The 24,247-nt window shown below is 57.1% G+C and carries 43 protein-coding genes; all 43 read left to right on the forward strand.

Annotated elements, in window-relative coordinates:
- The first annotated feature begins 15 nt into the window (after window positions 1-15).
- The 43 genes from ACG3M1_RS02060 to ACG3M1_RS02270 all read left to right on the forward strand — a co-directional run bounded on the left by ACG3M1_RS02060 (window position 16) and on the right by ACG3M1_RS02270 (window position 24,108).
- Window positions 16-207, forward strand: a complete 192-nt coding sequence (locus tag ACG3M1_RS02060) for a hypothetical protein (protein WP_395814751.1) — start codon at window positions 16-18, stop codon at window positions 205-207.
- 251 nt (window positions 208-458) lie between these two features.
- A complete protein-coding gene (locus ACG3M1_RS02065) occupies window positions 459-740 on the forward strand; it encodes a hypothetical protein (RefSeq protein ID WP_395814754.1) in 282 nt (93 codons plus the stop codon).
- A 495-nt stretch (window positions 741-1,235) separates the two neighbouring features.
- Window positions 1,236-1,418, forward strand: coding sequence for a hypothetical protein (locus tag ACG3M1_RS02070; protein ID WP_395814757.1), 183 nt, complete (start codon window positions 1,236-1,238; stop codon window positions 1,416-1,418).
- 129 nt (window positions 1,419-1,547) lie between these two features.
- Window positions 1,548-2,108: a hypothetical protein gene (locus ACG3M1_RS02075; protein WP_036745264.1), complete on the forward strand. Its 561-nt coding sequence runs from the start codon at window positions 1,548-1,550 to the stop codon at window positions 2,106-2,108.
- Between the two features lie 172 nt (window positions 2,109-2,280).
- Window positions 2,281-2,667: a hypothetical protein gene (locus tag ACG3M1_RS02080; RefSeq protein ID WP_173687061.1), complete on the forward strand. Its 387-nt coding sequence runs from the start codon at window positions 2,281-2,283 to the stop codon at window positions 2,665-2,667.
- Window positions 2,668-2,689: 22 nt separating this feature from the next.
- The gene (locus tag ACG3M1_RS02085; protein ID WP_250832307.1) at window positions 2,690-2,908 is read left to right on the forward strand and encodes a hypothetical protein; all 219 of its coding nucleotides are present in this window, start codon (window positions 2,690-2,692) and stop codon (window positions 2,906-2,908) included.
- Between the two features lie 23 nt (window positions 2,909-2,931).
- Window positions 2,932-3,585, forward strand: a complete 654-nt coding sequence (locus ACG3M1_RS02090) for a hypothetical protein (RefSeq protein ID WP_257340320.1) — start codon at window positions 2,932-2,934, stop codon at window positions 3,583-3,585.
- A 73-nt stretch (window positions 3,586-3,658) separates the two neighbouring features.
- On the forward strand, window positions 3,659-4,261 hold the full coding sequence (locus ACG3M1_RS02095; protein ID WP_395814760.1) for a PolC-type DNA polymerase III: 603 nt from the start codon (window positions 3,659-3,661) through the stop codon (window positions 4,259-4,261).
- 9 nt (window positions 4,262-4,270) lie between these two features.
- Entirely contained in the window at window positions 4,271-4,540 is a 270-nt protein-coding gene (locus ACG3M1_RS02100) for a hypothetical protein (protein ID WP_161808251.1), read from the forward strand.
- Between the two features lie 132 nt (window positions 4,541-4,672).
- Window positions 4,673-5,314: a hypothetical protein gene (locus ACG3M1_RS02105; protein WP_395814763.1), complete on the forward strand. Its 642-nt coding sequence runs from the start codon at window positions 4,673-4,675 to the stop codon at window positions 5,312-5,314.
- 795 nt (window positions 5,315-6,109) lie between these two features.
- On the forward strand, window positions 6,110-6,592 hold the full coding sequence (locus tag ACG3M1_RS02110; protein WP_395814766.1) for a hypothetical protein: 483 nt from the start codon (window positions 6,110-6,112) through the stop codon (window positions 6,590-6,592).
- Between the two features lie 131 nt (window positions 6,593-6,723).
- Window positions 6,724-7,317, forward strand: a complete 594-nt coding sequence (locus ACG3M1_RS02115) for a hypothetical protein (RefSeq protein WP_021420664.1) — start codon at window positions 6,724-6,726, stop codon at window positions 7,315-7,317.
- A gap of 65 nt (window positions 7,318-7,382) precedes the next feature.
- The gene (locus tag ACG3M1_RS02120; RefSeq protein WP_395814769.1) at window positions 7,383-8,045 is read left to right on the forward strand and encodes a hypothetical protein; all 663 of its coding nucleotides are present in this window, start codon (window positions 7,383-7,385) and stop codon (window positions 8,043-8,045) included.
- A 104-nt stretch (window positions 8,046-8,149) separates the two neighbouring features.
- Window positions 8,150-8,584: a single-stranded DNA-binding protein gene (locus ACG3M1_RS02125; protein WP_227402164.1), complete on the forward strand. Its 435-nt coding sequence runs from the start codon at window positions 8,150-8,152 to the stop codon at window positions 8,582-8,584.
- 47 nt (window positions 8,585-8,631) lie between these two features.
- Window positions 8,632-8,781 carry a hypothetical protein gene (locus ACG3M1_RS02130; protein WP_227402163.1) on the forward strand — a complete coding sequence of 50 codons (150 nt, stop codon included), beginning with the start codon at window positions 8,632-8,634 and terminating at the stop codon, window positions 8,779-8,781.
- A 21-nt stretch (window positions 8,782-8,802) separates the two neighbouring features.
- Window positions 8,803-9,030 carry a hypothetical protein gene (locus tag ACG3M1_RS02135; protein WP_395814771.1) on the forward strand — a complete coding sequence of 76 codons (228 nt, stop codon included), beginning with the start codon at window positions 8,803-8,805 and terminating at the stop codon, window positions 9,028-9,030.
- A gap of 5 nt (window positions 9,031-9,035) precedes the next feature.
- Window positions 9,036-9,278, forward strand: coding sequence for a hypothetical protein (locus tag ACG3M1_RS02140; protein ID WP_395814774.1), 243 nt, complete (start codon window positions 9,036-9,038; stop codon window positions 9,276-9,278).
- A 37-nt stretch (window positions 9,279-9,315) separates the two neighbouring features.
- The gene (locus ACG3M1_RS02145; RefSeq protein WP_303143828.1) at window positions 9,316-9,888 is read left to right on the forward strand and encodes a P-loop NTPase; all 573 of its coding nucleotides are present in this window, start codon (window positions 9,316-9,318) and stop codon (window positions 9,886-9,888) included.
- Entirely contained in the window at window positions 9,881-10,096 is a 216-nt protein-coding gene (locus tag ACG3M1_RS02150; RefSeq protein ID WP_227032118.1) for a hypothetical protein, read from the forward strand. Before ACG3M1_RS02145 ends, ACG3M1_RS02150 begins: the two co-directional genes overlap by 8 nt.
- A 10-nt stretch (window positions 10,097-10,106) precedes the next feature.
- A complete protein-coding gene (locus ACG3M1_RS02155) occupies window positions 10,107-10,391 on the forward strand; it encodes a hypothetical protein (protein WP_395814777.1) in 285 nt (94 codons plus the stop codon).
- Complete coding sequence (locus tag ACG3M1_RS02160; protein ID WP_395814780.1) at window positions 10,375-10,869, forward strand: hypothetical protein; 495 nt, start codon at window positions 10,375-10,377, stop codon at window positions 10,867-10,869. Before ACG3M1_RS02155 ends, ACG3M1_RS02160 begins: the two co-directional genes overlap by 17 nt.
- A gap of 2 nt (window positions 10,870-10,871) precedes the next feature.
- A complete protein-coding gene (locus ACG3M1_RS02165; RefSeq protein ID WP_395814783.1) occupies window positions 10,872-11,639 on the forward strand; it encodes an RAD55 family ATPase in 768 nt (255 codons plus the stop codon).
- Window positions 11,640-11,675: 36 nt separating this feature from the next.
- Window positions 11,676-11,927, forward strand: coding sequence for a hypothetical protein (locus tag ACG3M1_RS02170; protein ID WP_257340314.1), 252 nt, complete (start codon window positions 11,676-11,678; stop codon window positions 11,925-11,927).
- An 11-nt stretch (window positions 11,928-11,938) separates the two neighbouring features.
- Entirely contained in the window at window positions 11,939-12,256 is a 318-nt protein-coding gene (gene mihF, locus ACG3M1_RS02175) for an integration host factor, actinobacterial type (protein WP_395814786.1), read from the forward strand.
- 65 nt (window positions 12,257-12,321) lie between these two features.
- Entirely contained in the window at window positions 12,322-12,807 is a 486-nt protein-coding gene (locus tag ACG3M1_RS02180; RefSeq protein ID WP_129980607.1) for a hypothetical protein, read from the forward strand.
- Window positions 12,808-12,817: 10 nt separating this feature from the next.
- Window positions 12,818-13,159 (forward strand): hypothetical protein, encoded by a 342-nt coding sequence (locus ACG3M1_RS02185; RefSeq protein WP_227402155.1) that lies wholly within the window; start codon window positions 12,818-12,820, stop codon window positions 13,157-13,159.
- A gap of 422 nt (window positions 13,160-13,581) precedes the next feature.
- Complete coding sequence (locus tag ACG3M1_RS02190; protein ID WP_395814789.1) at window positions 13,582-14,217, forward strand: plasmid mobilization protein; 636 nt, start codon at window positions 13,582-13,584, stop codon at window positions 14,215-14,217.
- A 426-nt stretch (window positions 14,218-14,643) separates the two neighbouring features.
- Complete coding sequence (locus ACG3M1_RS02195) at window positions 14,644-15,954, forward strand: DEAD/DEAH box helicase (protein ID WP_303143844.1); 1,311 nt, start codon at window positions 14,644-14,646, stop codon at window positions 15,952-15,954.
- Entirely contained in the window at window positions 15,951-16,826 is an 876-nt protein-coding gene (locus ACG3M1_RS02200; RefSeq protein WP_270854883.1) for a helix-turn-helix domain-containing protein, read from the forward strand. The genes ACG3M1_RS02195 and ACG3M1_RS02200 overlap by 4 nt, the downstream gene beginning before the upstream one ends.
- Complete coding sequence (locus ACG3M1_RS02205; protein WP_395814792.1) at window positions 16,819-17,703, forward strand: hypothetical protein; 885 nt, start codon at window positions 16,819-16,821, stop codon at window positions 17,701-17,703. Before ACG3M1_RS02200 ends, ACG3M1_RS02205 begins: the two co-directional genes overlap by 8 nt.
- Window positions 17,704-17,718: 15 nt before the next feature.
- Window positions 17,719-18,990 (forward strand): relaxase/mobilization nuclease domain-containing protein, encoded by a 1,272-nt coding sequence (locus tag ACG3M1_RS02210; RefSeq protein WP_395814795.1) that lies wholly within the window; start codon window positions 17,719-17,721, stop codon window positions 18,988-18,990.
- A gap of 95 nt (window positions 18,991-19,085) precedes the next feature.
- Window positions 19,086-19,382 (forward strand): hypothetical protein, encoded by a 297-nt coding sequence (locus ACG3M1_RS02215; protein ID WP_395814798.1) that lies wholly within the window; start codon window positions 19,086-19,088, stop codon window positions 19,380-19,382.
- 12 nt (window positions 19,383-19,394) lie between these two features.
- Window positions 19,395-19,706, forward strand: a complete 312-nt coding sequence (locus ACG3M1_RS02220; protein WP_395814801.1) for a hypothetical protein — start codon at window positions 19,395-19,397, stop codon at window positions 19,704-19,706.
- Window positions 19,707-19,720: 14 nt separating this feature from the next.
- Window positions 19,721-20,377: a hypothetical protein gene (locus tag ACG3M1_RS02225; protein WP_395814804.1), complete on the forward strand. Its 657-nt coding sequence runs from the start codon at window positions 19,721-19,723 to the stop codon at window positions 20,375-20,377.
- A gap of 19 nt (window positions 20,378-20,396) precedes the next feature.
- The gene (locus ACG3M1_RS02230) at window positions 20,397-20,672 is read left to right on the forward strand and encodes a Lar family restriction alleviation protein (RefSeq protein WP_395814808.1); all 276 of its coding nucleotides are present in this window, start codon (window positions 20,397-20,399) and stop codon (window positions 20,670-20,672) included.
- A gap of 19 nt (window positions 20,673-20,691) precedes the next feature.
- Window positions 20,692-21,054 carry a hypothetical protein gene (locus tag ACG3M1_RS02235; RefSeq protein ID WP_395814811.1) on the forward strand — a complete coding sequence of 121 codons (363 nt, stop codon included), beginning with the start codon at window positions 20,692-20,694 and terminating at the stop codon, window positions 21,052-21,054.
- Complete coding sequence (locus ACG3M1_RS02240; protein ID WP_395814814.1) at window positions 21,038-21,307, forward strand: hypothetical protein; 270 nt, start codon at window positions 21,038-21,040, stop codon at window positions 21,305-21,307. Before ACG3M1_RS02235 ends, ACG3M1_RS02240 begins: the two co-directional genes overlap by 17 nt.
- A complete protein-coding gene (locus tag ACG3M1_RS02245; protein ID WP_395814816.1) occupies window positions 21,308-21,568 on the forward strand; it encodes a hypothetical protein in 261 nt (86 codons plus the stop codon). It abuts the gene before it with no gap.
- Window positions 21,561-21,758 carry a hypothetical protein gene (locus ACG3M1_RS02250; protein WP_395814819.1) on the forward strand — a complete coding sequence of 66 codons (198 nt, stop codon included), beginning with the start codon at window positions 21,561-21,563 and terminating at the stop codon, window positions 21,756-21,758. Before ACG3M1_RS02245 ends, ACG3M1_RS02250 begins: the two co-directional genes overlap by 8 nt.
- Window positions 21,759-21,809: 51 nt before the next feature.
- Complete coding sequence (locus tag ACG3M1_RS02255) at window positions 21,810-21,971, forward strand: hypothetical protein (RefSeq protein ID WP_256292597.1); 162 nt, start codon at window positions 21,810-21,812, stop codon at window positions 21,969-21,971.
- Window positions 21,964-22,179, forward strand: a complete 216-nt coding sequence (locus tag ACG3M1_RS02260) for a hypothetical protein (protein WP_395814822.1) — start codon at window positions 21,964-21,966, stop codon at window positions 22,177-22,179. The genes ACG3M1_RS02255 and ACG3M1_RS02260 overlap by 8 nt, the downstream gene beginning before the upstream one ends.
- Before the next feature lie 4 nt (window positions 22,180-22,183).
- Window positions 22,184-22,789, forward strand: coding sequence for a hypothetical protein (locus ACG3M1_RS02265; RefSeq protein WP_395814825.1), 606 nt, complete (start codon window positions 22,184-22,186; stop codon window positions 22,787-22,789).
- 119 nt (window positions 22,790-22,908) lie between these two features.
- Window positions 22,909-24,108 carry a hypothetical protein gene (locus tag ACG3M1_RS02270; protein ID WP_395814829.1) on the forward strand — a complete coding sequence of 400 codons (1,200 nt, stop codon included), beginning with the start codon at window positions 22,909-22,911 and terminating at the stop codon, window positions 24,106-24,108.
- Window positions 24,109-24,247: the final 139 nt, after the last annotated feature.

Genomic DNA, 24,247 nt, shown 5'->3' on the forward strand with positions numbered 1-24,247 from the left:
GGCGGTAGGTTTTAGATGGGCAAGTCATGGGTAGCTGCTGGTGGTCGAACAATAACGGACGAGATGGTCGAGCGCTGGGAGCGCGAGTTGGAGACGGGCGAGTTCTTCGACAAGGGGGTGACGGTCGGCGGTGTCGTGGACGGTCAACCTCACCGCTCGATGGATGAGGATGGGGAGATTCTTGGCTTCGACGGCGATGATGTATGATGTACCCGTACCGGCGAGGGCATTCAGGACTTCAAGAAGCGTGTTCATAGGCATTGCCCCTCTCACCGTTCGCACACGGGGGTTAGCCGGTACGGGGATGTATGGGAGCTGATACGAGTCTCGACCTCGTTCTCAGTTATTCGCAGGTGTTGGTAGCGCCTGCGAACGAACCCAGTTTCCCGGCAGCACTCCATATCCCAACTATGGGGTGCTGCACCCCTTGGATTGCATGATGATGGAAGGAAATCGACATGAGTTATTACAACCCAGAGGTGTACGACCCGAAGAAGCTGTTGGGGGAAGATGCGGCGGTGATGGAGGGGTTTTCGCTCTGCGGGCAGATGGTCCTCGACTGGCTTGATGAGACGGCAGAGGGCATGACGGCATACGGAGGTGTCCCGATTTTCGACGTGATATACAGCCAGGTCGCCCACGACATCCGCCAGCACGTCGCCGACCTCCTCGATGGCCGTCGTGTCGAACTCACCGTCTCCCTCATGGAGGCCGAGCCGGAACGCTACGCAACCGATTAGCCGCCATTTTTCCGATTCCACCGATACGGCACTTCGGGTAAGACCGGCGATGCGATGGAATAGAACTGAGAGGCAGCGCGAGGCACCGATTAGATATGGAACGGAGCGACCACGCTTAGAGTAGACCAGACGTGATAGGGCATAGCGCTGACGTGCAACGAGAAGCTTGGATATGCTACGATTTGTGACGCAACGACCAGCTTACACGGAAGGGGACGCGCTTCGGCGCGGCCCCTTTTCTCATGGACGGAGAGGGAGGGAAGGCAAGGAGGGAGGAGAAAGGGTTGACGGTTCCAGAGATGGCGGTGCCACAGAGATGGCGGCTGGTTCGCATGGGTGACGGATGGGGGAGGGCAAGGATAGGGGCAAGCCCCTATGACCATGTTCCCTGCGGGGGCGGTTTTGTGGAGAGGGCGTGTAGGGTGGTAGGTTACTACATTGATAGCGTGATAGGTTGATATAATTAAGGCACGGTAAGACCGAGAGAGGAAGGTTTTGTGTATGAGTAGGCAGCGAATCGAGCAGGAGGTCGTTGATTACGTCTCTGTGAACTTCGACCCATCCGAATGGGACATCGAAGGAATCGTCGAGGAGATTCACGACCTTGGCTTCGATACCGTCGATGACATGGACCAAGACACCTTCACGGAGATTCTTCAAAGACACGATTTGGGATAGGAGAAAGGGGCATCCGGGAGGGTGCCCTTTTTCATGGAGAGGATATGTAGGATTGTAGTTTGCTACATTTATGGCATGGTAGGTTGCTATAATTAAACCACAGGCAACCGCGAGGGAAGGAACCCCACCATGAAGTACAAGGGCATCGAGCTTGAGGGTCTGGACAAGAAGGTCAAGCTGTCGCATAGCCGCGTCATGGAGACCGACGAGGGCACCGACTGGATTGACAAACTGCTCACCTGCGACAAGGCCGCGCTCACGCCGACCCAGTTCCACGAGGTCAGCGCCCTCAGCTCCGTCATCAATATGGACTACCAGATTTGCAACGGCGGCATAGAGCAGTACGTCTTCAACGGCTACCACGAGTACCGCGCACCGTACAGCGATGATGACGTGGCGCAGCTCGATTTGAACCAGCAGTTCATAATGCTTTGCAGGTTGGTGGCTTTCGGCGGCGATGTCTTCCCCGGGATGGATAAGAATGAGGCCGTCCTTCGTTGGGCGGGGAACTTCCACCACTGTGATTGGGAATCGCTTCTCGATGGCGATGAAGATGGGTATGTTGACGAGTATCAGTTGGGGAAGTTGGAGGAGTGCGAGCAGGCTTACTACGACGGTGTTAGCGAACATGTGGCTTTTCTCTGCGAGGCATACGCCCAGTACCTCTGCAAGTCATACGGAATCGCCTAGCTGGTCGATGAAAGGGGGCACCCACGGGGTGCCCCCTTTTCCTTGGCATGGGCGAATCGTTCCCGCGTGTCCATGAAAAGGGTTGTGTGCTATATATGTAGGTTCCTACTTTACCATATTTGTGGGTTGGTAGTTTGCTATGATGATAGCGGCACAACGGAAAGGACACGCCATGGGCAGCTACTTCCACGTCATCGAGCGCAAGGTCGGCGGGAACCTCGACGCGTTCCGCCGTGAGCTTGGCCGTCTCCGCGAGAGCGGGCACTTCCACCGCGACCGCCATGAGCGCATTATGCGCATCGCCCAGACGGTGGGTTTCGGCCACATCGTCCGCCAGTGCCTCGTGGACACCGGGCACCGCGCCGGTTGCGAGGTCCATGTCCTCACGAGCACGGGAATCGTCCTCGTGTTCAACGCGCATTCGCGCAAGCTCGTCACCGTCCTCGTGGCGCGTCCGGGTCAGGTCGCGCGTTACTACGAGCCTTTCGGGGAGGATGTGCCGGATTGGCTGATGGCTCGGGCGTATGAGAACACCTGCGTCCGTCATCTGAACTACTAGGAGAAGGGAAGGAAACGACATCATGGATTACTACTTCTTCATCAAGCTGCGCCGCAAGGTGCCCACGCGGAAGCACAAGCTGGGCATGGACACCGCAGTTTGCCGCGCCCGCAGCAAGGAGGAGGCGGTTGCGCAGCTCCTACCTGAGATGCGGGATTGCGTCGAGTTCGTGTCCCAGCGCTGGACGATGCGCGATTGCTACCCGAACCCGAAAGGTATACTGAGGGACGAGATTATCTAGCCATCAAGGGAAAGGATTGAGATATGGCTGACAAGAAGGACGAGATGTATCTGGTGGGCTGGTGCCCCGATTGCGGCAGGACCGTGGTCGTGCGGAAGGAGGATGAATGGACGTGCGGGTGCGGCCATGACCTGCTGAACCTCACCGCCTGTTCCTCCCCCGTGGAGATTGCCGAGGCCGTCGCGCTGATGGAGACCGTCAAGAACGACGCTTTGCGCGAACCTGATGCCATCCACCGCCCCACGCTCGCCGAGGAGGCTGCGAACGCCCGTGCGGCTGCTGCGGCCTTGGCTGAGGAGGAGGCGCGTTGCGAGGATGACGATGATGATGGTGCCCCCGACATCATCAAGGAGCTGTTCTGCGAGCTGTTCCGTGACGATGATTGCGAGGGTTGCCCGCTCCATCGGGAGGGCGGTGGCACGACCGACTCCGACGAGCTGCCCGGTGATGGGGACCTGCGCATGTTCATGGTCTCGGCGACTCCGTTCCCGGTGTGGGTGCGCGGTGAGGGCTGGGTGGATGCCGCCTTCGCCCTGCGCGGGGAAATCGAGGACATCGCCGTCGCGGGATTCACTGCCGCGTTGAAGGAGGGTTCGGTGCATCTCAGCGCCGTGCCCGTCAGCGGTGACGAGGACGCGCCGGGTATGGTCATGTTGGAGAAGGTCGTGCGCGACTAACAGTCGGAGATGACCTTTTGCGGGGCCGTGTCGCAGGTGGCGCGGCCCTTTTTCAATCGAGAGGGAGAATGGAATGGAATCCAAGTACGATTACGTCGTGTTCGACATCGAGACCACGGGGCTGCACCCTGATAGCGACCAGATTTGCGAGATTGCCGCCATCGGCGTGAAGGACGGCCTGCCGCAGGGCTTGTTCTCGACGCTCGTGGCGATTGAGGGGTCTATGCCCGAGGCGGCGGGGCGCGTCAACGGCATCACCGACGATATGCTCAAGGGCGCTCCCGCCATCGGCGACGCGCTCGACGCGTTCCTCGACTTCATCGGGGAAGACGCGACCCTCGCGGGGCACAACATCGCCTCCTTCGACATCCCGTTCGTGCAGGCCGCAGCCGCCAAATCCGGTCGCGTCTTCATCTACCCCTATGTCATCGACACGTTGGAGGTGGCGAGGGAGCTGTGGCCCGACCTGCCCAGCCGCTCCATGGACAGCCTGCGCGACATCCTCGGAATCGAGCGCACGGACGCGCACCGAGCATTGGCGGATTGCTATGACGAGCTTGCGCTCTTGAACGCCGAGCTTTCGGTCATCATGCAGTCCTACGCCCGGAAGATGGATTACTGCCGAAGCGAGCTTCTGCATATCGCCGGTGAAATCGCCGAGGAGATTGGGGAGTAGGCGGTCGCCGTGGATGGCATGGACACCGTTTACAGCTTGGAGGTCTGGGTGCCGGACGGGGAGCAATGGCGCTGGTCCGCCATCGGCGCGTACCCGACCTTGGATATGGCCGTGGCCGTCGGCGAGGGCTTCCTGTCCGTCAAGCCCTACCGCGTGAGGCGGGTGACGGGTGTCGGTGGTGGCTTCCGCGACTTCCTTGCCGAGGAGGTCTTCGCCAACGCATTGACGGGGCGCATGAGGCTCCTGCGTGAGAAGTTCGGCCATAAGGGGAGGGGGTAGGGTCTCCCAAGTCATGATGGAATTATGCGTCTCAATGTTTCCATCATTATTGTTTTATAGTTTGCTATGATTGTAGGCAGCAGACGGCACCGAAGGGACGGTGCCGAGGACCATGGAAGGATGGTACGTATCATGAAGAAGGACGGGAACCGCCTTGAGGGCATCGGTGAGCGAATCGCCGTGCGCCTGATCCTGCTTGAGGAGGCTCTGGGCATGACCCCCGGCGACCCCGAGATTTACGGCAACTGGATTGCCTCGAAGGCCCCCGAGCCGGAGAACGGCGCTGAGGAGGTCGGGGTCATCGAGGGCATGGATGCCGTGGAGGACGCGACCACCTGCTTCCCCCGCACGGAGGATGGCGTGCCCTTCTGCTGGGACTACCAAATCAAGGGCTTCTTCAAGGACGCCTGCTCGGCCCTGCGCCGCGTGCCCGGTACCCGTTCGAGCAAGCTGACGGCCTTCAAGAAGGTTATCGACGGCACCGTGTTCGTGGAGCAGCGCAGAATCCCGTTCCAGCTCCCCAAGGGTGCCGAGTGCGGTCGCTGCGAGCGCCCGCTTCGCGCCAGCTCCGCCTCCGGCGAGCGCGTGGCGCTGGCCGCATCCGAGACCGTCCCAGCCGGTACCGTGCTTGAGTTCAGCATCCTCGTGATGAACCCCAAGGACGCGGAGACCGTGCGCGAGTGGCTGGACTACGGTGCCCTGCGCGGCCTGTTCCAATGGCGCAACAGCGGCAAGGGCCGCTTCGAGTGGGAGGAGGTCGCCAAAGAGGACTGACCGCGCGACCCATATACACAGATACGGCACCACGGGTAAGACCGGCAAAGCTGCGAGATGGAAAAGAAAAGCAGCGTGTTGAAGGGCGCTGAACCGAGAGGGATATGATATGTGCGAGGGGCCTCGACGCGAGGTGAGACGGCAGTGCCAAGAGCTGACGTGCAGTGGATTCGCACCGAAACGCACCGATACGAAAGGGAATGGAGAGGAACCGCGAGGCGCAGCGCGGATGCGCTCATAGGATGACGGCGGGTCATGGGGCATCGACACCCCCGTGGCCCGCCCACATAAGGTATACTCCTGATTACATGGAAGGATGATGCAGATGACATACCAGACGGACATCCTTCGCGCATCGACTCGGCAAGAACGATGATGACGAGACTACGGCTGCATGATGCCGTGAACTGCTCGTTTCCCGCCTGACGCGCTGTGAGCCGATTTTAGGCGGCATCATCCGACATAGGTCATCTGGGACATGGGTGACATTCAAGACCCCACAGGAGCGATTCTGTGGGGTCGTTTTTTCTCACGGAGCCGCAAATCGGGACGGTGGGAAGGCAGGGAGAGAGGCGGGAGGGGTGACGGTCACAAGAAGAGCGATGTTGCAGAGATGGCGGCTGGTTCGCATGGGTGACGGATGAGGGAGGGCAAGGATAGGGGCAAGCCCCTATGACCCATGTTCCCTGCGGGGGCGACCTTGTGGAGAGGGCGTGTAGGATTGTAGTTTACTACATTGGTAGTACGGCACGTTGCTATAATTAAGCCACAGGCAACCGAGAGAAAGGAACCGACATGTTCGAGCCGAAGTGCGACTGGTGGAGGAAGATTAAGTGTGAGGACAAGACGGTCCTGTTGAAGGGCATCCTCTCCATCAAGAGGAAGGATTACGGCAGGTTCGTCGAGCTGGCGCTGGACGCGGGCATGAGGGAGGCGCTTGCCGGGGATTACGACGAGGAGTCGCAGAGCGGCGAGTTCTGGTTCGATGCCGAGAAGGAGGGGCCGCGCGGCATCCTCAACTGGCTCGGCTTCTCGGTGGAGGACGAGACCGAGGATGGCATTGATTTCGTCTTCTTCGAGGACAGCGGCATCGCCGCGTACAGGGATGACATGGGCCGTGCCGTCTTCGAGGCCTGCGCCCCCGTCATCGGGGCGGGTTCGGTCCTCGTGTTCATGGAGAACTGGGACGAGGCAGAGGAGAAGGACCCGCGCATCTGGCGCTACACGTTCGATGGCGAGAAGATGCACGTCCAAGATGGTCGCTTCGTCTTCGACTAGGTGGCAAGAGGGGCATCCGCGAGGGTGCCCCTTCCTTATGGAGAGTCTATGTGGCATACTGTGTTACCATATTTATAGTATTGTAGGTTGCTATAATTAAAGCACGTTAAGACCCAAGGGAAGGAACCTACATGAAGCGCAACGACCTGAACGCCATCATCACGGGCATCGTGCATCGCTACATCGAGGACGGCTGGGTCCTTGAGATGGACAATGCGAGTTACAGCGATGTCGTGGGCGTGCATTTCCTCTCCCGTGGTCGCGAGCGCGTCGCCGTCGGCATCCGCCGCCCCGAGTTGAAAGAGGTGGCTGAGGACGGTCGCTTCGCGAATTTGCGGGGGTTGGACTCGCGCATCCTGTTCGAGTGCCGCGCCCCGAAGGGGTCCTTCGATTGGGTCGAGCCGGGGAACGTCATCAGCGAGCGTGTGTTCTTCAAGGTCGATGGTGATTGGTACGTCGATGATGCCCATGAGGCGGATGGAGCGAAGGCCAAGAGGCGCGAGAGGGCGAGGCGCGACTTCTACCGCAATGTCTCTTCCCGTTCATTCCACCCCACCAAGGCGTTCCTCGACAAGTGGGTTCGCGAGATGTACGGATGGAAGAACGTCAGACCCTCCGATGTTGTCATAGCGAAGGAGACTTGCGCAGAGGGGATTTATTACCGTGTGCGGAAGACCGTCGGCAATGGGGACTTCTTCTCGGTCACGAGCTTTGGAAAGCGCTAGGCGCGGCATGGGAGGGGCACCGGAAGACCGGCGACCCCTCCTTGATTTGTTGAAGGATTGGGAGGATGAAGAAGATGGAGAACCTTGTCGAGGACAACGGAATCTGCGATTGCCATTACCTGCTGACCATGCGTTTGGCTTTGCAAAAAGAGGTAGACAGCCCGTTCGGTATCAATTCCATATATGACTTGGGTGATTGGTGTGCTCCGTGGTGGCGCAAGCCCGTGAGCTACGCCGATTTGGATGCGTTCTTCGAGTCCCACGGGTGCGGTTGGCTCCGCCAGTCCATCGGCATCGGTAGTTGGCGCGGCGTGGCAGGGGAGGGTGAGAAGGCCGAGCGGATTATCCGCACGAGCCTTGAGCAGCATGGCCTCACGCTCGAACGGGCACGTGCCCGTTACGGCAAGAGGCGCGTCAGCGAAGCTAGGAAATGGGCTGAGACCGTGGCTTTCTTCGCCACCGGGTGCTCGTTCCTCGACATCGCCGAGGTCGTTGACAGGTCGGTGGCGCAGGTGTCCAAGGAGATATACGACACTTGGTGCGAGGATTATTACATCGGTTGCGTGGACAACATCGCCAAGTTGGCGTTCGACGGTTATCTGGTGCGCGAGCAGGGACTTGATGAAGATGGGGTCGAACCGGGCGAGGTCATCGTGCTTGAGGAGTACATGGAGGGCGTACCGCAGGAATCGCGCGGCCTTGGCACGTCCGACGTACACGGCGTGTAGAAGATATGGAGGTTACTACATTTCAACTATACTGGCATTGTAGTTTACTATATTGGTAGTGCCGAAAAGGCAGGTAGTCACATCCGAGTAGATTGGATTCAGGCATGGCAATCAACCGAGTCATCATCGAGGGCAACCTGACGCGCGACGTGGAGATGCGCGCCACCGCCAGCGGCCTCGCGGTCGCGGGGTTCACCGTCGCGGTCAACGAGAAGCGCAAGAACGCCGAGGGCGAGTACGTCGATGCCCCCGTGTTCGTCAAGTGCTCCCTGTTCGGCACCCGCGCCGAGAAGCTGTCCAAGTACCTCTTGAAGGGCACCAAGGTCACCATCGACGGCAAGCTGCGCTACTCGCAGTGGGTCAAGGACGATGAGAAGCGCCATGAGCTGAGCGTCATCGTTGACCAGCTTGAGTTCAGCGGCGGCAAGCGCGAGCAGACCGGCGACGCGCCCGCGACCCCTTACGAGCCGTCCCACGCGGCACCCGCCCCGGTCCCCGAACCCGAACTCGACCTCTATGACGAGGACATCCCGTTCTAGGTCCGGTCGTGAGACCCGTCCTATTCGCGGTCGGCTGGGCGTCCCTGATGCTGGCGGTCGTGCTCGCGGCATCCGGCATCGCCCACGACGCCGCCTACATCTTCGCGCGGAGGAGGATGACCCGCGCACGGATGCTGCGAATCTCCCTGTTCGCCCTCCTCGCGCTTATCTTCATCCTCATCTCGTTCCAAGTCTGACATCTATGAAAGGTCCCGCATATGGCTATCTCGGATAAGGTCAAGGTCGGAATGGTGGAATACGGGGTCCCGGCCACCATCCTCGTGGAATTTGCGGCAATCGCCGCGCTCGCATGGCGTCTGGGCGGTTGGGTCTGGTCCGTGGCGTCGATGGTCGCCCTCGCCGCCCTGTTCCTTTTCGCCCTCGCGTTATGCAAGGCCGCGTCGTCCGCCGACCCCGACGGGGCCGATGACTGGTGGGGGGAGTGATGTGGATGAAGTCCAAGGGAGGGCATATGGCCCGGAACCCTCGCCCCATCGACGGGGGCCTCGCCATCATGGTGGCCGCTGCGGCACCGATGGGCGCTATCGTCTCCCTCGCCTTGGGCTGCTATATCGGCCTGAGCGCACCCGAAGTGCTCGCGGTCGCGTTCCTGTTCACCGCGCTGTTCACCATCTATGCCGTGACGGTCCGCACCCTCTGCCGCGAGTACCGCAAGCGCGGCCTCGCGGATTAAGCGACTCATGAATCGAGACACGAAAGGACTGATGTATATGTTCACGATTCTGTTCCTCAACCAGAAGGGCGGTGTGGGCAAGACCACCCTCGCCGACGAGCTGGCGTTCGCGCTTGAGCGCCGAGGCTCCACGGTGGCGTTCGTCTCCACCGACCCGCAGGGCGGCTCCGTTCACGAGGTCTGCGATGACCCGGACTACGCCGAGTCCTGCGATTACCAGATTGTCGATACGGCGGGCGTCCTGAACGACGGCATGGGCGATTGGTGCCGCGCCGCCGATGTCATCCTCATCCCCATGCTCCCGAGCACACGCGATGTGGAGCCGACCATGCGCACCTACCAAATCGCCAAGGACTCCGGCACAGGTGCGGCAATCCGCCTCGTGGTCAACAACTTCTACGCGTTCGGCAAGCTCGACAAGCAGCTCGTGGAGTTCCTTGAGTCCGAGCAGGTGCCGGTCATCGCGAAGGTGCCCCGCGCGGTCGCGCTCTCGCAGGCCGCAGCCGAGGGCAAGTCGGTCGCGGAGCACAGCCCGCACAGCCACGTCATCCCGGCTCTTGAGGAGCTGGCAGATTCCATCATCAATGAGAAGGAGAAGAAGTATGTCTAACAACAGCAACGCCTTCATGGCCTCCGCGAAGAAGTCCAAGCGCCAGCAGGCCTCCATCCAGCACGCGCAGCCGGAGGTCGATGAGCTGGTGTGCATCAACGTCCGCATCCCGAAGTCCATGCACACGAGGCTCCAATATCACAAGGTGGAGACGGGTGAGAACATGACCGTCCTCATCAACCGCCTCCTCGAAGCCGAGTTCGCGTAGGCGGTGCGCGATGGGAAAGCGAATCGGGGTGTACAAGTACATCCATGCGCTCCCCAGCGATGCCTACGGGAACCGCTATCGCATCGGGGGTCGAATCCTCTCCCAGAAGTTCGGTCTGGGCACGGTCATCGGGGTCGCGCGTGGCGGCGATGGGCGCATCTGCGTCGTCTGCAACTTCCGCGCGGCCTACGGCGAGGCGGGCAAGTTTACCTCTAAATGGCGCACGTGGCTCGTGCCCGCCGAGGAGGGCGTCGCGGTCGAGGTGAAGGAGGAGACGGATGTCGAAGCCCGATAAGCCCATATTCAACCAACAGGGCGGACGCGGGAAGCTCTACGGCCCGACTCATGGGGCGACGTACATGGGCACGTACCAGATGCCCGACGGCAAGATGGACCGCCGCATGTTCAACTGCGCCACCAACAAGGACGCCATCAAGGCCTACACCGATTGGTGCGCCGACATGGACGCGCGAATCTTGGAGGAGATGAAGGAGAAGGTGCGGCCCAAGGCGAAGGCGCAACAGCCGAAAGAGAAGCCTGCATACACGGAACCGTTCAAGAAGGACGAAGTGAAAGGAGCCGACATGGCGACAACGGCAGATGCGAAGCTCGACAAGATTTACGTCGTGATGGTGGTCGGCGGCGTGGCCGTCGCGTGGTGCGAGTCATTCGACAAGGCGGTGGCCGTCTGCGACGCGCTCACCCTCGGTGCGAAGGCCAGCGGTTTCGCCGCCACCTACGATGTGGTCGAGGTCAAGAAGTGGACGGCGTAGACATGTTGAAGTTGAATTTTGAAAAGTCGATTTTCATCCCGACGGGTTGGCCGGGTTTAGATGCCGAACTTAACGGTGGGCTGCTGTCGAAGACCGTGACGGCTGTTCTTGCAAAACCCGGCATGGGGACATCCGCATTCGCGATGAACATCTGTCTTAATGCCGCCGCGCAAGGCCATAGGTGTCTTCTCTTTACACATGATGGCGTCGATTTGTGCTTTGCGAAGATGCTTGCGTCAGAATCTCTCGCCTCCATTCATACAGCCCTGCGATTGCATTCTAATGCCGATGTCGTGAGCGATGAGATTCTGACTGCTTTAGAAGACCTCTCCAAAGTGGATATAAAACTTCGTGATATTCCATCTACTGTAGTTGAGCTAGAGAATGTTATCAGCGAGTTTGCGTATGTCGATAATTCTGGGCGCGGGAAATCGACCGTGATTGTGGTAGACGGATTGGATGATTTTGATTGCAGCCCCACTAGCCTCTGCAACTGTTTGAAGAAGTGCGCGGACTCTTGCAATGCGGCGGTCGTGTTGACTGCGCACGGTTGGCACGATAGCGCTGATGTGAAGAATGCCATGGAGCGTTGCGATGCCGTTCTGTCAATCGCGCAGGATGAGGACGAGGCCGCGACGGAGCTGTCCATCCATAAGTGTCGATACAGTGGCCCCTTCTACTATGGCGGACATACCGTGCGGTTGGTGTTTCTACCGCGTAACGCGAAGTTTTTCGAGTTGGACATGAGCGATGAGCATGAAGTCTTTTAGAAGAAGCATCGTCGAGATTTCCAGAAGATGAGAGGGTTGAGCGAGTTGAGCGCATCGAAACGTGAACGCAGACATGCCGAGCACAAGCGTTATTACGCACAGACCGCCTTCAAGTACGAGCGGCGAAAGTGGACGGATGACGAGGATAAGTTGGTTCTCATCCAGAGGATTCCCGATAGCGAGCTTTCACCAATCATCAAGCGTTCGATGAAGTCCATCTCGAACCGCCGCTGGCGTTTGCGCAAGGCGGCATCTGAGAACAAGCGAACCGGCAATGCCGGAGAGTAAGGAGAGAAAAAATGGAGAACAACAACCTGCCCGAAATGACCGACGAGCAGCGCAAGGCCGCGCTTGAGCGTTCAGCAGAGGCGCGGCGCGAGCGTATGGAGTTCAAGGAACTCGTGAAGAAGGGAGAGATTTCCCTTGCCGACGCCCTTGCAGATGACCGCGCCAAGCGCATCCGCGTCCACGAGTTCCTGATGTGCATCCCCGGCATCGGCAAGGCCAAGGCCGATGACATCATGCGCAAGCTCGGCATCGCGGAGAACCGCCGCGTGCAGGGTCTCGGTAGCCGACAGCGCGAGGGAATCATCGAGCTTGTCGCGAAGTTGAAGTAGGAATATGGAGCCGCCCGTGTGGGCGGTTTCCCATATCAGCCGTCCGCGACGAAGGGAGACGCAATATGGACGAGCGCAAGAACAAGATGACCGACCAACGCTATCGCGAGATTCTTCCGATGGCCTATATGACCGCCGCCATCGAGAAGGGCCGTCAACCCAGACCCGTAGAAGTAGGTCTATGCGCAAGGGCAATCGTCGATGCCGAGGATGAGAACAACCTAGCCTATCGCGTGGCGATGGCGACCAAGATTCACTGCACCATCGTCGGCGTGAAGCGTGTCTCCACGAAGACCGGTTACGACAAATACGAAATCACCTACCGCACGTTCGGGAAGGACGAGGACGAGACGATTCCGTCTCCGCTCATCGGAGATTTCCGATACGGCAAGGTGACCGAATGGCTGTGGGCCAAGAAGAACGATGACGGTACGGACTACTGGCCCGGAAGGCGTGCTGTGCTCTACAAGCACAACGACCCGCCCAAGGAGGGCGACATGTCGAGCGCGGGTTACCGCTGCTGCGTCTTCGCCGAAGCCCTCGACAAGTAACAGGTTGATTTTGAAAGGACATCGCATGTTCCACGATTACGCGCCCGTCTTCATCATCGGCATGTTGAACAGCTTCGCCGAGAAGACCGAGAACGGCATCATCGACTTTGACACTTACGTCACCGACCCTGAGAAGTACGATGGGTTCCTCATCTACGATAAATCTAACGGCAAGGTCGTTTGCGACATGTGCGTGGATGAGCTTCACAGCGACATCGTTGGCTACTTTGACTTCTTCGATGGCGTGGACATTCGCGTCATCGAGGATGATGGTATCTTTGTCGATGTCGATTTCGGCAGGAGCAGCATCGTGGTCGAGAATGGCCGTTGGTACGTTTCCAATTTCGATTAGACCCGTGGCCTGAAATCATCTTCTGAGATTCGCCGCCTCGCATCACCGCCATCCGAGATTTTCGATTCACCGCCATCCAGAAAACGGCGCGACCGATTTTGAGAATCACGCGATACCGGTTCACGGGGCGGCGTTCCCATGCCGAAGCAAAGTACATCCATCCGTTCGCGAGCGTCTGAAAATACATGACTGCCAAGTCGGGAATACCAAATCATCTGTCTGCGTTTCGCGGATTTGAGAAAGGTGGGGCGGCGGCACCCCACCTTTCTGTCTCCCTCCGCAAGCTCCGGGAGACACCGCCTTCCCGGCCAGAAAATAGGGGCGGCGGCACCCCTATTTCCCGTCCGGGAAGGCTCTCGCACTGCTACAATAGCAGTGCTCACCGACTAAAGTCGCTCTTCGAGTTGCAAGATGTAGGAAGTGTGGCCACAAACGCGGTAAAACCGCATTTGAACCACCCTTCCATCTTGCTTTCGGACGGCTTTAGGAGCCTACCCGAAAGGGGGTTCTCGACCGATAATCAGGTACCTAAAGATAGGGACCTGACCACCGTTCTCCAACCAGCGAAAAGGCGGCTTTTCGCAATCCCAGAACTTGGAAACGGCGGCGGCACCGTTTCAGAAGTTCCGTTTTATGAAAGTGAGGAGAAGAGTTTGTCGAACAGAGATATATGGCTGAAAGTCCGTGTGACAAATAAGGAAAGGGAAATCATCAAACGCAAGGCCGCTAAATTAGGGATGACGGTTTCGGATTATGTGCGCACGGCACTCATCCATTCCGACAATCTGAACGTCACGATGATTGATGTAGGACCCATCGAGGAGATTGCGACCGAGTTGCATAAACAGGGTGTGAACTTGAACCAGCTCATGAAGTTCCTGAACACATACGGCGCGGATGCCTATAACGCGGAGGAGACATTTCGGATTCTGACGCGAGAGGGTGACATGTTCCTGAAAGTCTCAGATGTGCTCGGTCAACTTTGCGAAGAGGCAACAAGGCATAAGGTCTATATCACAGTCCATGATTTCAGCGATGGCGATAGTGATGAGTCCTAAATACTGATTTACATAAACGACGATTTGCGAAAGGATGAGAATGATAAAGACACAACCTGTCATCTGTTTGGAGACTGGCGAGAAGTTCGAGTCATTCAATGAGTGTGCAAGGGCCATCGGAGTTCCCCGTTCGACTCTTTACAATGCGGTGACAAAAGGACATGCCACACGGGGGCATCACTATTTCTATGCCGAGAAACCGCAACCATCCGATGAGTTCTTCAACCATCCACGGGGAAAGGCTCGGGTAAGAGTTCGTTGTATCGAGACTGGTGAGGTATTCGAGAGCACGAGGAAGGCGATGGAGAAGACGGGGATTGACCGCAGGGAAATCTATCGCGCTATAAACAACAAAGCCGGTGGATTTCACTGGGAGGTTGTCGATGATTAGCGAGTTTCAGCGAGAGAGTGGAAAGGACAACTAATATGAACTCTCAAATTGAGCTTTACCAACATAACCAAATCGCCTACGACAAGCTATGCGATATGCTCTCGCAGAGCGACCGCGCCTGCGTCATCCAGCCGACGGGCACCGGCAAGTTCGTCATCATCGCGAAGCTGGTTCAGGACAACCCCGATAAGCGTTTCCTGCTTCTCGGCACGAACGACTACATGTTCATCGACCAGATGGACAACCTTGAGAAGATAGCACCGGGCTTCCATCCCGATAACCTGCAATTCAAGACGTACTCCGCTGCGATGGTACATGCAAGGAGCGAGCATGTAACTTTACAGTACGACTACATCATCCTAGACGAGTTCCATCATTGCGGGGCACCGGAGTGGAGCAAGGGTGTCCAGTGGTTCATCGACGGCAGTCCCGATGCGAAGCTGCTTGGTTTCAGCGCGACCCCAATTCGCTTCTCGGATGACGGGCGCAATATGGCCGATGAGATTTTCGAGGGCAACATCGTCAGCAGCATGGAGCTTGAGGAGGCTTGGCTTCGCGGCATCCTGCCCATCCCGAAGTACGTCATCGCGCTCTACGATGCGCCCAAGGAGTTTGGCGAGTTGAAGGTCTCCATCGAGAAGGTCAAGGACAAGAAGAAATACTCGAAGTTCACGAAGAAGTACGAGGAGTTGCGCCGCTCACTGCAAGATGCCGGAGGGGTTGACACGGTCATCGCGAAGCACTTGAAGAAAAGCGATGCGAAGATAATCGTGTTCTGCCCGAACAATGAGAAGCTGCAAGAGTTCATGGCGTTGAGCCATGAATGGTTCCATGGCGTGAACGAGAACATCCACGTCTATAAGACGACCAGCGCCGACCCGACCGCAGGCACAGAGGACTTCCAGATGTTCAAGGACGATGATAGCGGTGCCCTCAAGGTGCTCTATTGCATCAACCAGCTCAACGAGGCCGTGCATATCAGCGGCATCGACGCAATCGTGATGGTGCGTCCCACGAAGTCGCCTGTCATTTTCCATCAGCAGCTCGGTCGCGCACTTAGCTCTGGCGGTAACGGCACACCGCTTGTGTTCGACCTCTGCAACAACTTCGGCTCACTCGGCGGCATCACTGGGATGCAGAAGCGCTTGGAACGCGCATATGGTGAGATGACGGAATGTGGTGAGAAGCCAATCCACGACCCAAAGGATTTTAATGTCATTGACGAGATTAAGGACCCGCGCGAACTCGCGGCTGAACTTCGCGAGGCGTTGAATCCGAAGATGAGCATCGACGATAAGATTGCCTTCCTTGAGGAAGTTGCGGCGCAGAACGGAGGCATCCTATGAGAGATAAGAACCTGAATCAAATCGTTTCCGATGTAAGAAAGGCATATAAGAAAGGTAAGTTGGGGGAAGACCAGATTAGACGGTTGGATGACATCGGCTTTGACTTTATAGGTCAGAAAGCAAGAGGCGTGACACTACGCGAGTCAGTTGCAGACCTCTTGAGAACATATCCGCATGAGTACACATATTCTGAAATCGCGAATATATTCGATGTTGATTGGAATGTGTGTTACAGAATAATACGTTATCAAGGGTTAGAGGAGTTAGTAAAGCCTGTAAGAGGTCGCGTGAACATTGCGGGGCTTCTGGATGACTACGAGAACATCCGAGATGTAAATGCTTTGGCTGTCCGTTATGGAATTACCGTAGATTATGTAAGAGCCATTCTGAGAAGAGCCGGTAAAACCTTGCCGAAGTTTATAGACAACAAAGAGGCAGAGCGGATTTGCGCACTGCGCTTGGAGGGTAAGTCCCTCACTGAGATAGCCAATATTGTCGGGCGAAATGCTGCCACAGTTGCAAAGGTGTTAAATGAGGCTGATATTGCAGCGGGTAGTAGAAAACTTTCAAAAACCGATATAGGAGAGATTGAGAAGTGTCTTAGAGAAGGAGTGAGTAGGGCGGCAATTGCTGATAGATTCGGTATCAGCAGGTCTAATGTTCACCGTATCGCAAGCGCTGCCGGTATACAAAGCGATTGGCGGCAAGGAAGAAAGCGCACACGTTGTATCGAGACAGGTGAGGTCTTCTTGTCAGCTCATGACGCTCAGAAGTCCGTCAGCCCTAACTCTGTGAATGGCAACCGTGTCTCGTGTGCATGTCGTTCCGGCAATCGTTATCGCGGCTATCACTGGGAGTATGTAGATGACTGAGGTGGATAAAAACTCGACAATATGTTATCTGCGAGACGTATATCGTGCTGGCAGGCTTAATACTGAGCAGATACACCGTTTGGAGGAGATAGGCTTCGACTTCGACGGGCAGCTAAACCGTGCAAGAGAACGCAATAAGCCTTTACTCAATTTTCTTGTTGAGAACCCCCGTGTTTATACTAGATATGAATTGGCTGAAAGATTCGGGATAGACGCAAAAAAGTGCTATGAGATTGTAAGAAGGGCGGGTATGACCGCTCTCATTAGACCTGTACGTGAGAAGATTGATATTGAAAATCTCATCGCTGATTACGAAGCCGGTATGTCAATAGATGAACTTGCCTGTAAATATGACGCAGCTTATGCCTATGTCCGTAGGCTAACTAGCAGTTGTAGAAGATATTCAAAGGCGAAACCCATAAGTGACGAGGAAAAGAAGGAGATTATAAGGCTGCGTAATAATGGGATGACGATTACTGCGATAGCGGAATCAGTTGGACGCAGTGGTACCGCTGTCGGAGAGGTACTTCGTCAGAACGGTTTTGAGACAGATTTACGTATTCCGAAGCAAGTCATTGCTCAGGCAGAGACGCTAATCCGAGAAGGCGATAAGTCTTATCGGGAGATTGCAGCTTTATTGGGCATGTCAACCTCGAATGTCAGTCGCGTGGCAAAATCCATCGGGGCTGAGTCAAATTACAAGCATAATGCAAAGAGGGTGCTTTGTATCGAGAGTGGTGAAATCTTCTCCTCAGCGACGGAGGCACAACTACATCTGTCTACTCCAAACAGCGGAGGAGTAAGTGCAGCATGCAAGTCTGGCAAGAAATATAAAGGTTGCCATTGGAAATATGTAGATGATGAAGATGATAGGTGAGAGGAGGAATGACCATTGACCATCATCAAGCAGCGAGCCGTCACAGAGAATGGACATCAGCGCAACCTCCGCGCCTACATCAACGATGACAAGAAGGTTCTTCTCCGTGACTCTCAGAACATGGATGGGTGCACCAACATCAAGCGTTGGGCGACTTTCATGGAAACCACGCGTAGGCGCTTCGGTCACGATAAGGCATCGCGAATGGTCCGGGACAAGAAGACCGGCGAGTTGAGGCAGTCGAGGAACACGATTATGTACCATCAGATACTCGCCTTCCTCCCGGATGAATGTGACATCAACGGCGGCAAGCTCACGCCAGAGGAGTGCATGGCTTACGCGAAGGAGTACGCGGCGAAGTTCTATCCGAATCAGCAGGTGGTCTTTGCCCTGCACAACGAGTATTGCAAGGAGGACAAGACCCATCGCTATGCCGTTCATATGGTCATAAATCGCTCCGACATCCAGACGAAAAAGCGCCTCAATGAAGGGCGCGGACAGAAGGCCAAGGTCGAACGTGCCTCCCGCATCCGCAAGATGGACAAGGCATGGGGCTTGAAGCAGGTGGAGCGCGATGAGCGCAATTCCTCCGTCCATAAGAAGCAACCGTCGAAGGTGGAGAAGGAGATTGAGGGGCGCGGGGGAGAGTCCTACAAGATGAACCTGCGCGAGCTGTGCCGTCTCGCAGCCGACAAGGCCGAGAACATCTACGAGTACCGTGAGATGCTTGAGGGCTGGGGCGTTGACACCCAGTTCCGCAAGGGCAGGCTCTACGTCACCGACACCGACAACTCCAAATACTCCTTCTCCCTCGCGAAGCTCGATGCCGACCTGAACGCGAACGGCCTTGAGGAGCGGTTCTTGCAGAACGTGGAAGCGGACATCGAGGCCAAGGGCGCGGAAATCGCCGAGGCCCGAGCGGCAGTCGAAGCCGAGCGCCAGCGCGTCACCGGCATCCGCGATGCCTACCTAGAGGACATGAGGAAGACCTACCTCGATTACCGCAAGAAGGCGCATGGCTTGGAGGGCACTGCCCTCGCCGCGTTCCCGAAGCTCGAACTCAAGCGCCCGCCCAAGGAGGTCATGGACGACCCCGAGGTGAAGCGCCTGTGGCTCGCATATCGTCGCGGTGCCGACGAGCTGCGCGTCGAGATGGCTTCCGAGGTTCCCTATGCACGCAAGCCCAAGAAGGGCGGAGGCACGAGCGGGTCCAGTGAACAGCAGCGCCGCGATTCCCAGTCCATCGGCAAGGCCGAGCGCAAGCATGAGCGACCGGACGTGCGTTAAGTGGCGTCCCCGTGAAGATACCCAACGTCTCTACATTAGTGGGTTTATGGTATGCTACAATAGTAGCAACACACACGACTATGAGAGGGGCGTTGATGTATTTGAACGAGATTCTTCCAGGTAATTGGCGCGAGGATGAGTGGCCCGAGCACATCGAGGTCAGCCACGAATCCTCGCGCTTCAAGAGCCGCAGGTATGTGCCGCGCGTGAACTCCGCTAACAAATCCTCGGCAAACCCGGTCGATGGCATCTGGTGCTCGCACTGCGGTTGGGCAGGTGTCATCGCGCAGGACATGACCGATTTGGACGAGGAGGCCGAGCCGCAGTTCGACAGCCTCGCGGAGGACGTGCCGACCTTCTGCCCGAAGTGCGGCTCGCTTCTCATGTACTAGGGCGGGGGCACTGTGAACATCATCGAAGAGCGCAGGCGCAAAGCGTGGGCACATGCCACAGCGGTCATCATGAACAAGGTGATTCGCGAAGCCTCCACCGGTATCCTCTTCATCTATGGGGAGACCTTTCACGGTAAAGATTACTTCATCACGCCAGATGATGCTTTGGATGCGGTTCTTGTCACCATGGGTGTTCTGGAAAAGTTGTGGGAGCGCGACGGTGTGAAGCCGACGAAGCGGCTGTTCGCTGAGATATGCCCGGATAGGGCAATCGGAGCCGTGGTCATGAGGATGTGGCGAGAGCCGTTCCGATACTGGAAGTAGGGGAGAGAGAAATCATGACGTGGAAGCAGTGGGAGAGTGTTCTTGGCTGTATCGGGATTGGAGGGCTTCTGCTTTGCGGGATTGCTTTGGGGGTTGTGACGATAATCTATGAGAGTTTGGACACGGGTAAATGGCACTCAAAAATCAAAAGAAATGTCGCTCGATTCATCTATTCGGTGGTCTTTAGCGTCATCCCTGTTATTGCCTTTGTGGCCTTATCATTCAGTCTTGAATGTATGGTTTCGAAGAGCATAGAGGTGGTGAACGAGCGTGAGGAGATAGTGGAGTCAACCCCCATTGTGACATTAGACGGCACGTCTTACATCTCGGGTGAGTTCGGCGGTAGCAACTCGCTCTTGGGTGGTAATCGTGTACACGGCAGCATCAGTGAAGATGATTACTACACGGTGATGACAGCTGATGGGAACGGCGGCTACAAGAAGAAACGCTATCTCGCAAGCGAAGTGACCGTCCTGTTCGATTCTTCCAAAGAGGACGCACGGGTCGAGAGAGTCGCGATTATCAAGGACAAGAAGGTCACGTATATGTCATCTTCATCGTTGTTATTTGAGTCTCCTATCGAGTTCCCATACGGGCAAGAGTGCCAGTATGAGACGCGCATCCATATTCCAGAAGGCAGCTGGGGTGAATATCAATTCAATGTCAACTGATGCTAGGAAGGTGGAGAATATGAGCAAACACGCCTTAAAGCCCTGTCCCTTCTGCGGGAGTGAACCCATGCTCGGCGAGGTCAGACCGGCGACGCGCAAGTCGCCACCTCTGTTCGGCATCACCTGCATCCATTGCGGTGCCGAGATGACCGACGAGTTCGTCCCCGAGCTGATACAGCGATGGAACGCCCGAGCCGTTGCGACGGCTTCCATTGATAAGGAGGTGATGGCGGGTACGGTCCAGCATGTCATGGAACAGATACCGAACGCGTTGAGGATGTTGGAGGATTCATAGATGTCGAAGGATGGAAATGATGCCGACTAACGACGAACGCAGCGAGGTAGCGGAGAGGCTGTGGACGCACATCGGCAAGCCTCTGTTCACGGGACAGGATATTGAGGACATCATAGGTGTGCAACGGAGCGACTTCGATGTGATTCTGGCCGACGCGTCGTATCGCCGCCTCGCAGACCTCATCGAGCCTGAGCCGGAGCGAACATGCGTGAGGACCCTCGTTAAGAGCGGGTCGGTCTACGATGTGTGGCACTTCGACTGCTGCGATAGGGAGTATGCGGAGAACAAGACCGATGTCGGGGCTACCGAGCTGCCGCTTAATGTCTGCCCGTTCTGCGGGACGGGTGTTATTGGGGAGGGGCGAGATGCTTTCCATGGGTAAGGACGGGGCCACCGTGGTGGATATGGTCGCGGATTGGCTTGAGGAGAACGGCTATGACGGGATGACCGACGGTCGGTGTTTCTGCACCGGCGGTTGCCTCATGCACTGCGGGTTGGTTCGCAGCCGCAGGTGCTCTGCGGCGCACCTGTTCCCCTGCACGCGATGCACCCACCTGACCACCTGCGACCGCACCACGGGTGCTGACATGTACAGCACCGATGCCGATTGGTGCGGTGAGTTTGAGGAGGCGTGAATGCCGAAGACATTGAAGAACTTCGCGGACAGTGAGAGGGCAAGGGAGTACCGCAACCGACAGCGGGAGAGGAATTACGCCCTATGCCCCGGCGATGATGATGTCCGTCACACGAGGTGGCAGGACTGGGAGAGGAAATTGGTGATGGAGCACGATATGCCCGATAGGGAAATCTCCCGCATGACAGGCAGGAGCGTGCGTGCCATACAGGTGATGCGGCATAAGATGCGGAAGGCAGGGGAGGTCCGCACCGATGAGTAAGGTGGACGACAACCTCATCCAGAGCATCCTCTGGTATGCGATAGCCGCCATCTGGGCGCTCATCGCGATAGCGCGGTGGCTCAGCGGCGAACCCGAGGGGTCGGATGCCATGACCCACTTCGGCATCGCCTTCATCTTGGCGAACATCTTCGAGCTTCGGTCGGAGCTAGGTAAAATTGGAGAAAAGTAGTTTACTATTGATATAGTATGGTATAATACTATTGCTTGGAAAGGAGAACGAATGGCTGACAATGAATGCAGGGAGGCGGATTGCGCCCATTGGCTCGGCAGAAATCTGGGGTGCGAATACCCTGATTTGGATGGGTGCCGCATCAGCCCGTCCAACTGCCCAGAATACATCAGTTGCGAGGATTATCAAGAGCAGGAGGAGTTCTATGAGTAAGGGGCAGGCGACGGAGAAGTGGGTCGTGGAGGTGCGCCGTGCCCATGCGTTGGAGCATCGACCGGGCAACTGGTGCTGCGTCGCCCAGTGCGATGACGGCCAGACCGCCATCACGGTCGCCGATGCTTTGCAGAACTTCATGCGAACCGGACTCATAGGCGATGATTTCCACACCCGCACCAGACTGGTTGGTGAGAAGGAGGTGTGACGGCATGGCATATAGCGCGAAGCACCTCAAGGAATCTCTAGGACAAGGGGAGGATATGGAACGCGATGACGAGCGTGTCGAGACGCACATCAGCGGGGTCAGGAACCTCAGCGAGGAGGCACGTGAGATGCGTGCCGCAGGTCGCAAGTTGGTGGGCGAGGCCGATGAGAAGGCCGAGGGCATCAGCGATTACCGAAAGCTCTCCGGTTCAGTGAAGAAGCTCAAGGAGAGCGTGGATGCCCAGAGGGCGGAGGTCAATCAGGCCGTGAAGAAGATGGACCAGACGCTTTACGAGATGCGCAATCTGGTCGATAGGGTCGAGGAGCTGTACAACAGCGCCAAGGACGAGACCCATTCCGCAGAGCAGGCCGCGCTCAACGGTGTCAACAAGGCCCAAGAGGAGGCGCGTGAGATGACCCTGCACAACCTTGAGGAGGCGACGGAGCGCAGCAAGAAGGCCATCGACACGATGGTCTTGGAGTCGAAGCGCCGCATCGAGCGCCTTGCGATGGTCACCCTGCCGGACCGCATGTTCCATTTCCTCAAGTGGACGGCGCTCATGCTCGTGCTGTTCATCTTGGTCCACATCGTCTGGCAGATGTTCTCGTGACACGCAAGCTGAAAGATGCGCGTGATTTCGTCCTATGCGGATGACGCGGACACATACATATAGGTTCAGATTGAAGTAAGCACCGCGCTCGCGGTGCGGGATTGAAAGGAAGATTGGTCATGGAAGACAACAAGGATTTCGATAAGGATAAGCAGGAGACGGGCACGCAGCAGATGCCGCACGTCCCAACCGAGGGGGAGGAGGATGAGAAGAAGGGCACCATCGTGCTCTTCGGCCATGAGTTCGACAAGAAGAAGGCCGTGATGGCCGGACTCGGTGGGCTGCTGGCAATCGCCCTCATCGGCGGCGGTGTCTGGTATGCGGCTTCGCAGAAGCCGGAGCCGAAGGAGCCTGCGTCCATCGAGCAGACTGAGAAGCAGGAGCAACAGGTCATCCAGCTCGGTGCCAAGGCGGACGGCTGGGTGAAGGGCGAGTCCTCTCCGGTCATCGCCCACATCGTGAACAAGGAAGAGAAGGTGGATTACTACCACGCCTACGACGCGAACGAGCCTCACGCGCTCGACGTGCCCGCAGAGGGCGAGTACGAGGTCTCCTTCATCAGCCCCGTGGACAAGGACGGCTCCATCTACGAGGTTCCCAAGACCGCCATGGTGAAGTCCGAGGCCGAAGACAAGGATGGTAAGGACACGGGGGACGAACTGCCTTTCGAGTTCAAGCCCATCGCGGCTGACAAGGCCGACGCGGATGCGCTCAACGCCATCGTGAAGTCCGTCGGCGACGCCGTGAAGAAGGGCGACGAGACCCTGACTGGCGCGAACGGCACCAAGGTCATCGAGCTGGTCAAGGAGAACGCCAAGGCGAACCCGAACGCCGACAAGGACAAGGTCGATGAGGAGAGCCAGAAGTCGGAGGAAGACAACACCGAGGGTGCTGGGAATGCTAAGCCGGATAACGGCGGTGGAGATGATACTACTAACGCCGGAGGCGGTTCAGGCACCCAGAATCAGGGCGGCGGTGGTTCTAGCTCCGGCGGCTCAGGTAACGGTGGTGATTCTGAACACACCCATAACTGGGTACCGCAGACAACGACCATCCATCACGATGCGCAATACCAGACCATCCATCACGATGCAATAACGGAGGAAATATATATTTGCAATAACTGTGGCGCAAACATCACAGGTGACCCGTGGGGGCATATCAACGACTCCTTCCTTAATGGTGATGGTAGCTGTGGAGGTTATCACTCAGAATGGAAAGTAACAAGCCCTGCATGGGACGAGACTAAGGAGGTCTCCCCTGCATGGGACGAGACTATTACTACCTACAAGTGCTCTGGATGTCCTGCTACTAAGTAGCCGTCATCTTCTCCTTGAATTAACATCATCAAGCAGAGTATTTCAATGAAAGAAGCCCCCGTCATTAGCCGGGGGCTTCGTCGTGCTTGTGATATTTAATTCACCGGAGTCTTTGGTCAATCCATCTCGGGATTCCACC

This window comes from Clostridium sp. 10cd*, assembly GCF_044336395.1.
GTDB classification, from domain to species: Bacteria; Bacillota_I; Bacilli_A; order Erysipelotrichales; family Erysipelotrichaceae; genus Clostridium_AQ; species Clostridium_AQ innocuum.

Coding starts and splice junctions, on each gene's coding strand:
- ACG3M1_RS02180 (WP_129980607.1), top strand. CDS start 12,322: ATGGACGAGCGCAAGAACAAGATGACCGACCAACGCTATCGCGAGATT.
- ACG3M1_RS02215 (WP_395814798.1), top strand. CDS start 19,086: ATGTATTTGAACGAGATTCTTCCAGGTAATTGGCGCGAGGATGAGTGG.
- ACG3M1_RS02130 (WP_227402163.1), top strand. CDS start 8,632: ATGCTGGCGGTCGTGCTCGCGGCATCCGGCATCGCCCACGACGCCGCC.
- ACG3M1_RS02165 (WP_395814783.1), top strand. CDS start 10,872: ATGTTGAAGTTGAATTTTGAAAAGTCGATTTTCATCCCGACGGGTTGG.
- ACG3M1_RS02080 (WP_173687061.1), top strand. CDS start 2,281: ATGGGCAGCTACTTCCACGTCATCGAGCGCAAGGTCGGCGGGAACCTC.
- ACG3M1_RS02265 (WP_395814825.1), top strand. CDS start 22,184: ATGGCATATAGCGCGAAGCACCTCAAGGAATCTCTAGGACAAGGGGAG.
- ACG3M1_RS02120 (WP_395814769.1), top strand. CDS start 7,383: ATGAAGAAGATGGAGAACCTTGTCGAGGACAACGGAATCTGCGATTGC.
- ACG3M1_RS02150 (WP_227032118.1), top strand. CDS start 9,881: ATGTCTAACAACAGCAACGCCTTCATGGCCTCCGCGAAGAAGTCCAAG.
- ACG3M1_RS02125 (WP_227402164.1), top strand. CDS start 8,150: ATGGCAATCAACCGAGTCATCATCGAGGGCAACCTGACGCGCGACGTG.
- ACG3M1_RS02270 (WP_395814829.1), top strand. CDS start 22,909: ATGGAAGACAACAAGGATTTCGATAAGGATAAGCAGGAGACGGGCACG.
- ACG3M1_RS02110 (WP_395814766.1), top strand. CDS start 6,110: ATGTTCGAGCCGAAGTGCGACTGGTGGAGGAAGATTAAGTGTGAGGAC.
- ACG3M1_RS02200 (WP_270854883.1), top strand. CDS start 15,951: ATGAGAGATAAGAACCTGAATCAAATCGTTTCCGATGTAAGAAAGGCA.
- mihF (WP_395814786.1), top strand. CDS start 11,939: ATGGAGAACAACAACCTGCCCGAAATGACCGACGAGCAGCGCAAGGCC.
- ACG3M1_RS02240 (WP_395814814.1), top strand. CDS start 21,038: ATGCTTTCCATGGGTAAGGACGGGGCCACCGTGGTGGATATGGTCGCG.
- ACG3M1_RS02225 (WP_395814804.1), top strand. CDS start 19,721: ATGACGTGGAAGCAGTGGGAGAGTGTTCTTGGCTGTATCGGGATTGGA.
- ACG3M1_RS02230 (WP_395814808.1), top strand. CDS start 20,397: ATGAGCAAACACGCCTTAAAGCCCTGTCCCTTCTGCGGGAGTGAACCC.
- ACG3M1_RS02260 (WP_395814822.1), top strand. CDS start 21,964: ATGAGTAAGGGGCAGGCGACGGAGAAGTGGGTCGTGGAGGTGCGCCGT.
- ACG3M1_RS02205 (WP_395814792.1), top strand. CDS start 16,819: ATGACTGAGGTGGATAAAAACTCGACAATATGTTATCTGCGAGACGTA.
- ACG3M1_RS02105 (WP_395814763.1), top strand. CDS start 4,673: ATGAAGAAGGACGGGAACCGCCTTGAGGGCATCGGTGAGCGAATCGCC.
- ACG3M1_RS02095 (WP_395814760.1), top strand. CDS start 3,659: ATGGAATCCAAGTACGATTACGTCGTGTTCGACATCGAGACCACGGGG.
- ACG3M1_RS02195 (WP_303143844.1), top strand. CDS start 14,644: ATGAACTCTCAAATTGAGCTTTACCAACATAACCAAATCGCCTACGAC.
- ACG3M1_RS02135 (WP_395814771.1), top strand. CDS start 8,803: ATGGCTATCTCGGATAAGGTCAAGGTCGGAATGGTGGAATACGGGGTC.
- ACG3M1_RS02235 (WP_395814811.1), top strand. CDS start 20,692: ATGCCGACTAACGACGAACGCAGCGAGGTAGCGGAGAGGCTGTGGACG.
- ACG3M1_RS02160 (WP_395814780.1), top strand. CDS start 10,375: ATGTCGAAGCCCGATAAGCCCATATTCAACCAACAGGGCGGACGCGGG.
- ACG3M1_RS02245 (WP_395814816.1), top strand. CDS start 21,308: ATGCCGAAGACATTGAAGAACTTCGCGGACAGTGAGAGGGCAAGGGAG.
- ACG3M1_RS02155 (WP_395814777.1), top strand. CDS start 10,107: ATGGGAAAGCGAATCGGGGTGTACAAGTACATCCATGCGCTCCCCAGC.
- ACG3M1_RS02255 (WP_256292597.1), top strand. CDS start 21,810: ATGGCTGACAATGAATGCAGGGAGGCGGATTGCGCCCATTGGCTCGGC.
- ACG3M1_RS02140 (WP_395814774.1), top strand. CDS start 9,036: ATGAAGTCCAAGGGAGGGCATATGGCCCGGAACCCTCGCCCCATCGAC.
- ACG3M1_RS02075 (WP_036745264.1), top strand. CDS start 1,548: ATGAAGTACAAGGGCATCGAGCTTGAGGGTCTGGACAAGAAGGTCAAG.
- ACG3M1_RS02065 (WP_395814754.1), top strand. CDS start 459: ATGAGTTATTACAACCCAGAGGTGTACGACCCGAAGAAGCTGTTGGGG.
- ACG3M1_RS02115 (WP_021420664.1), top strand. CDS start 6,724: ATGAAGCGCAACGACCTGAACGCCATCATCACGGGCATCGTGCATCGC.
- ACG3M1_RS02250 (WP_395814819.1), top strand. CDS start 21,561: ATGAGTAAGGTGGACGACAACCTCATCCAGAGCATCCTCTGGTATGCG.
- ACG3M1_RS02145 (WP_303143828.1), top strand. CDS start 9,316: ATGTTCACGATTCTGTTCCTCAACCAGAAGGGCGGTGTGGGCAAGACC.
- ACG3M1_RS02090 (WP_257340320.1), top strand. CDS start 2,932: ATGGCTGACAAGAAGGACGAGATGTATCTGGTGGGCTGGTGCCCCGAT.
- ACG3M1_RS02060 (WP_395814751.1), top strand. CDS start 16: ATGGGCAAGTCATGGGTAGCTGCTGGTGGTCGAACAATAACGGACGAG.
- ACG3M1_RS02085 (WP_250832307.1), top strand. CDS start 2,690: ATGGATTACTACTTCTTCATCAAGCTGCGCCGCAAGGTGCCCACGCGG.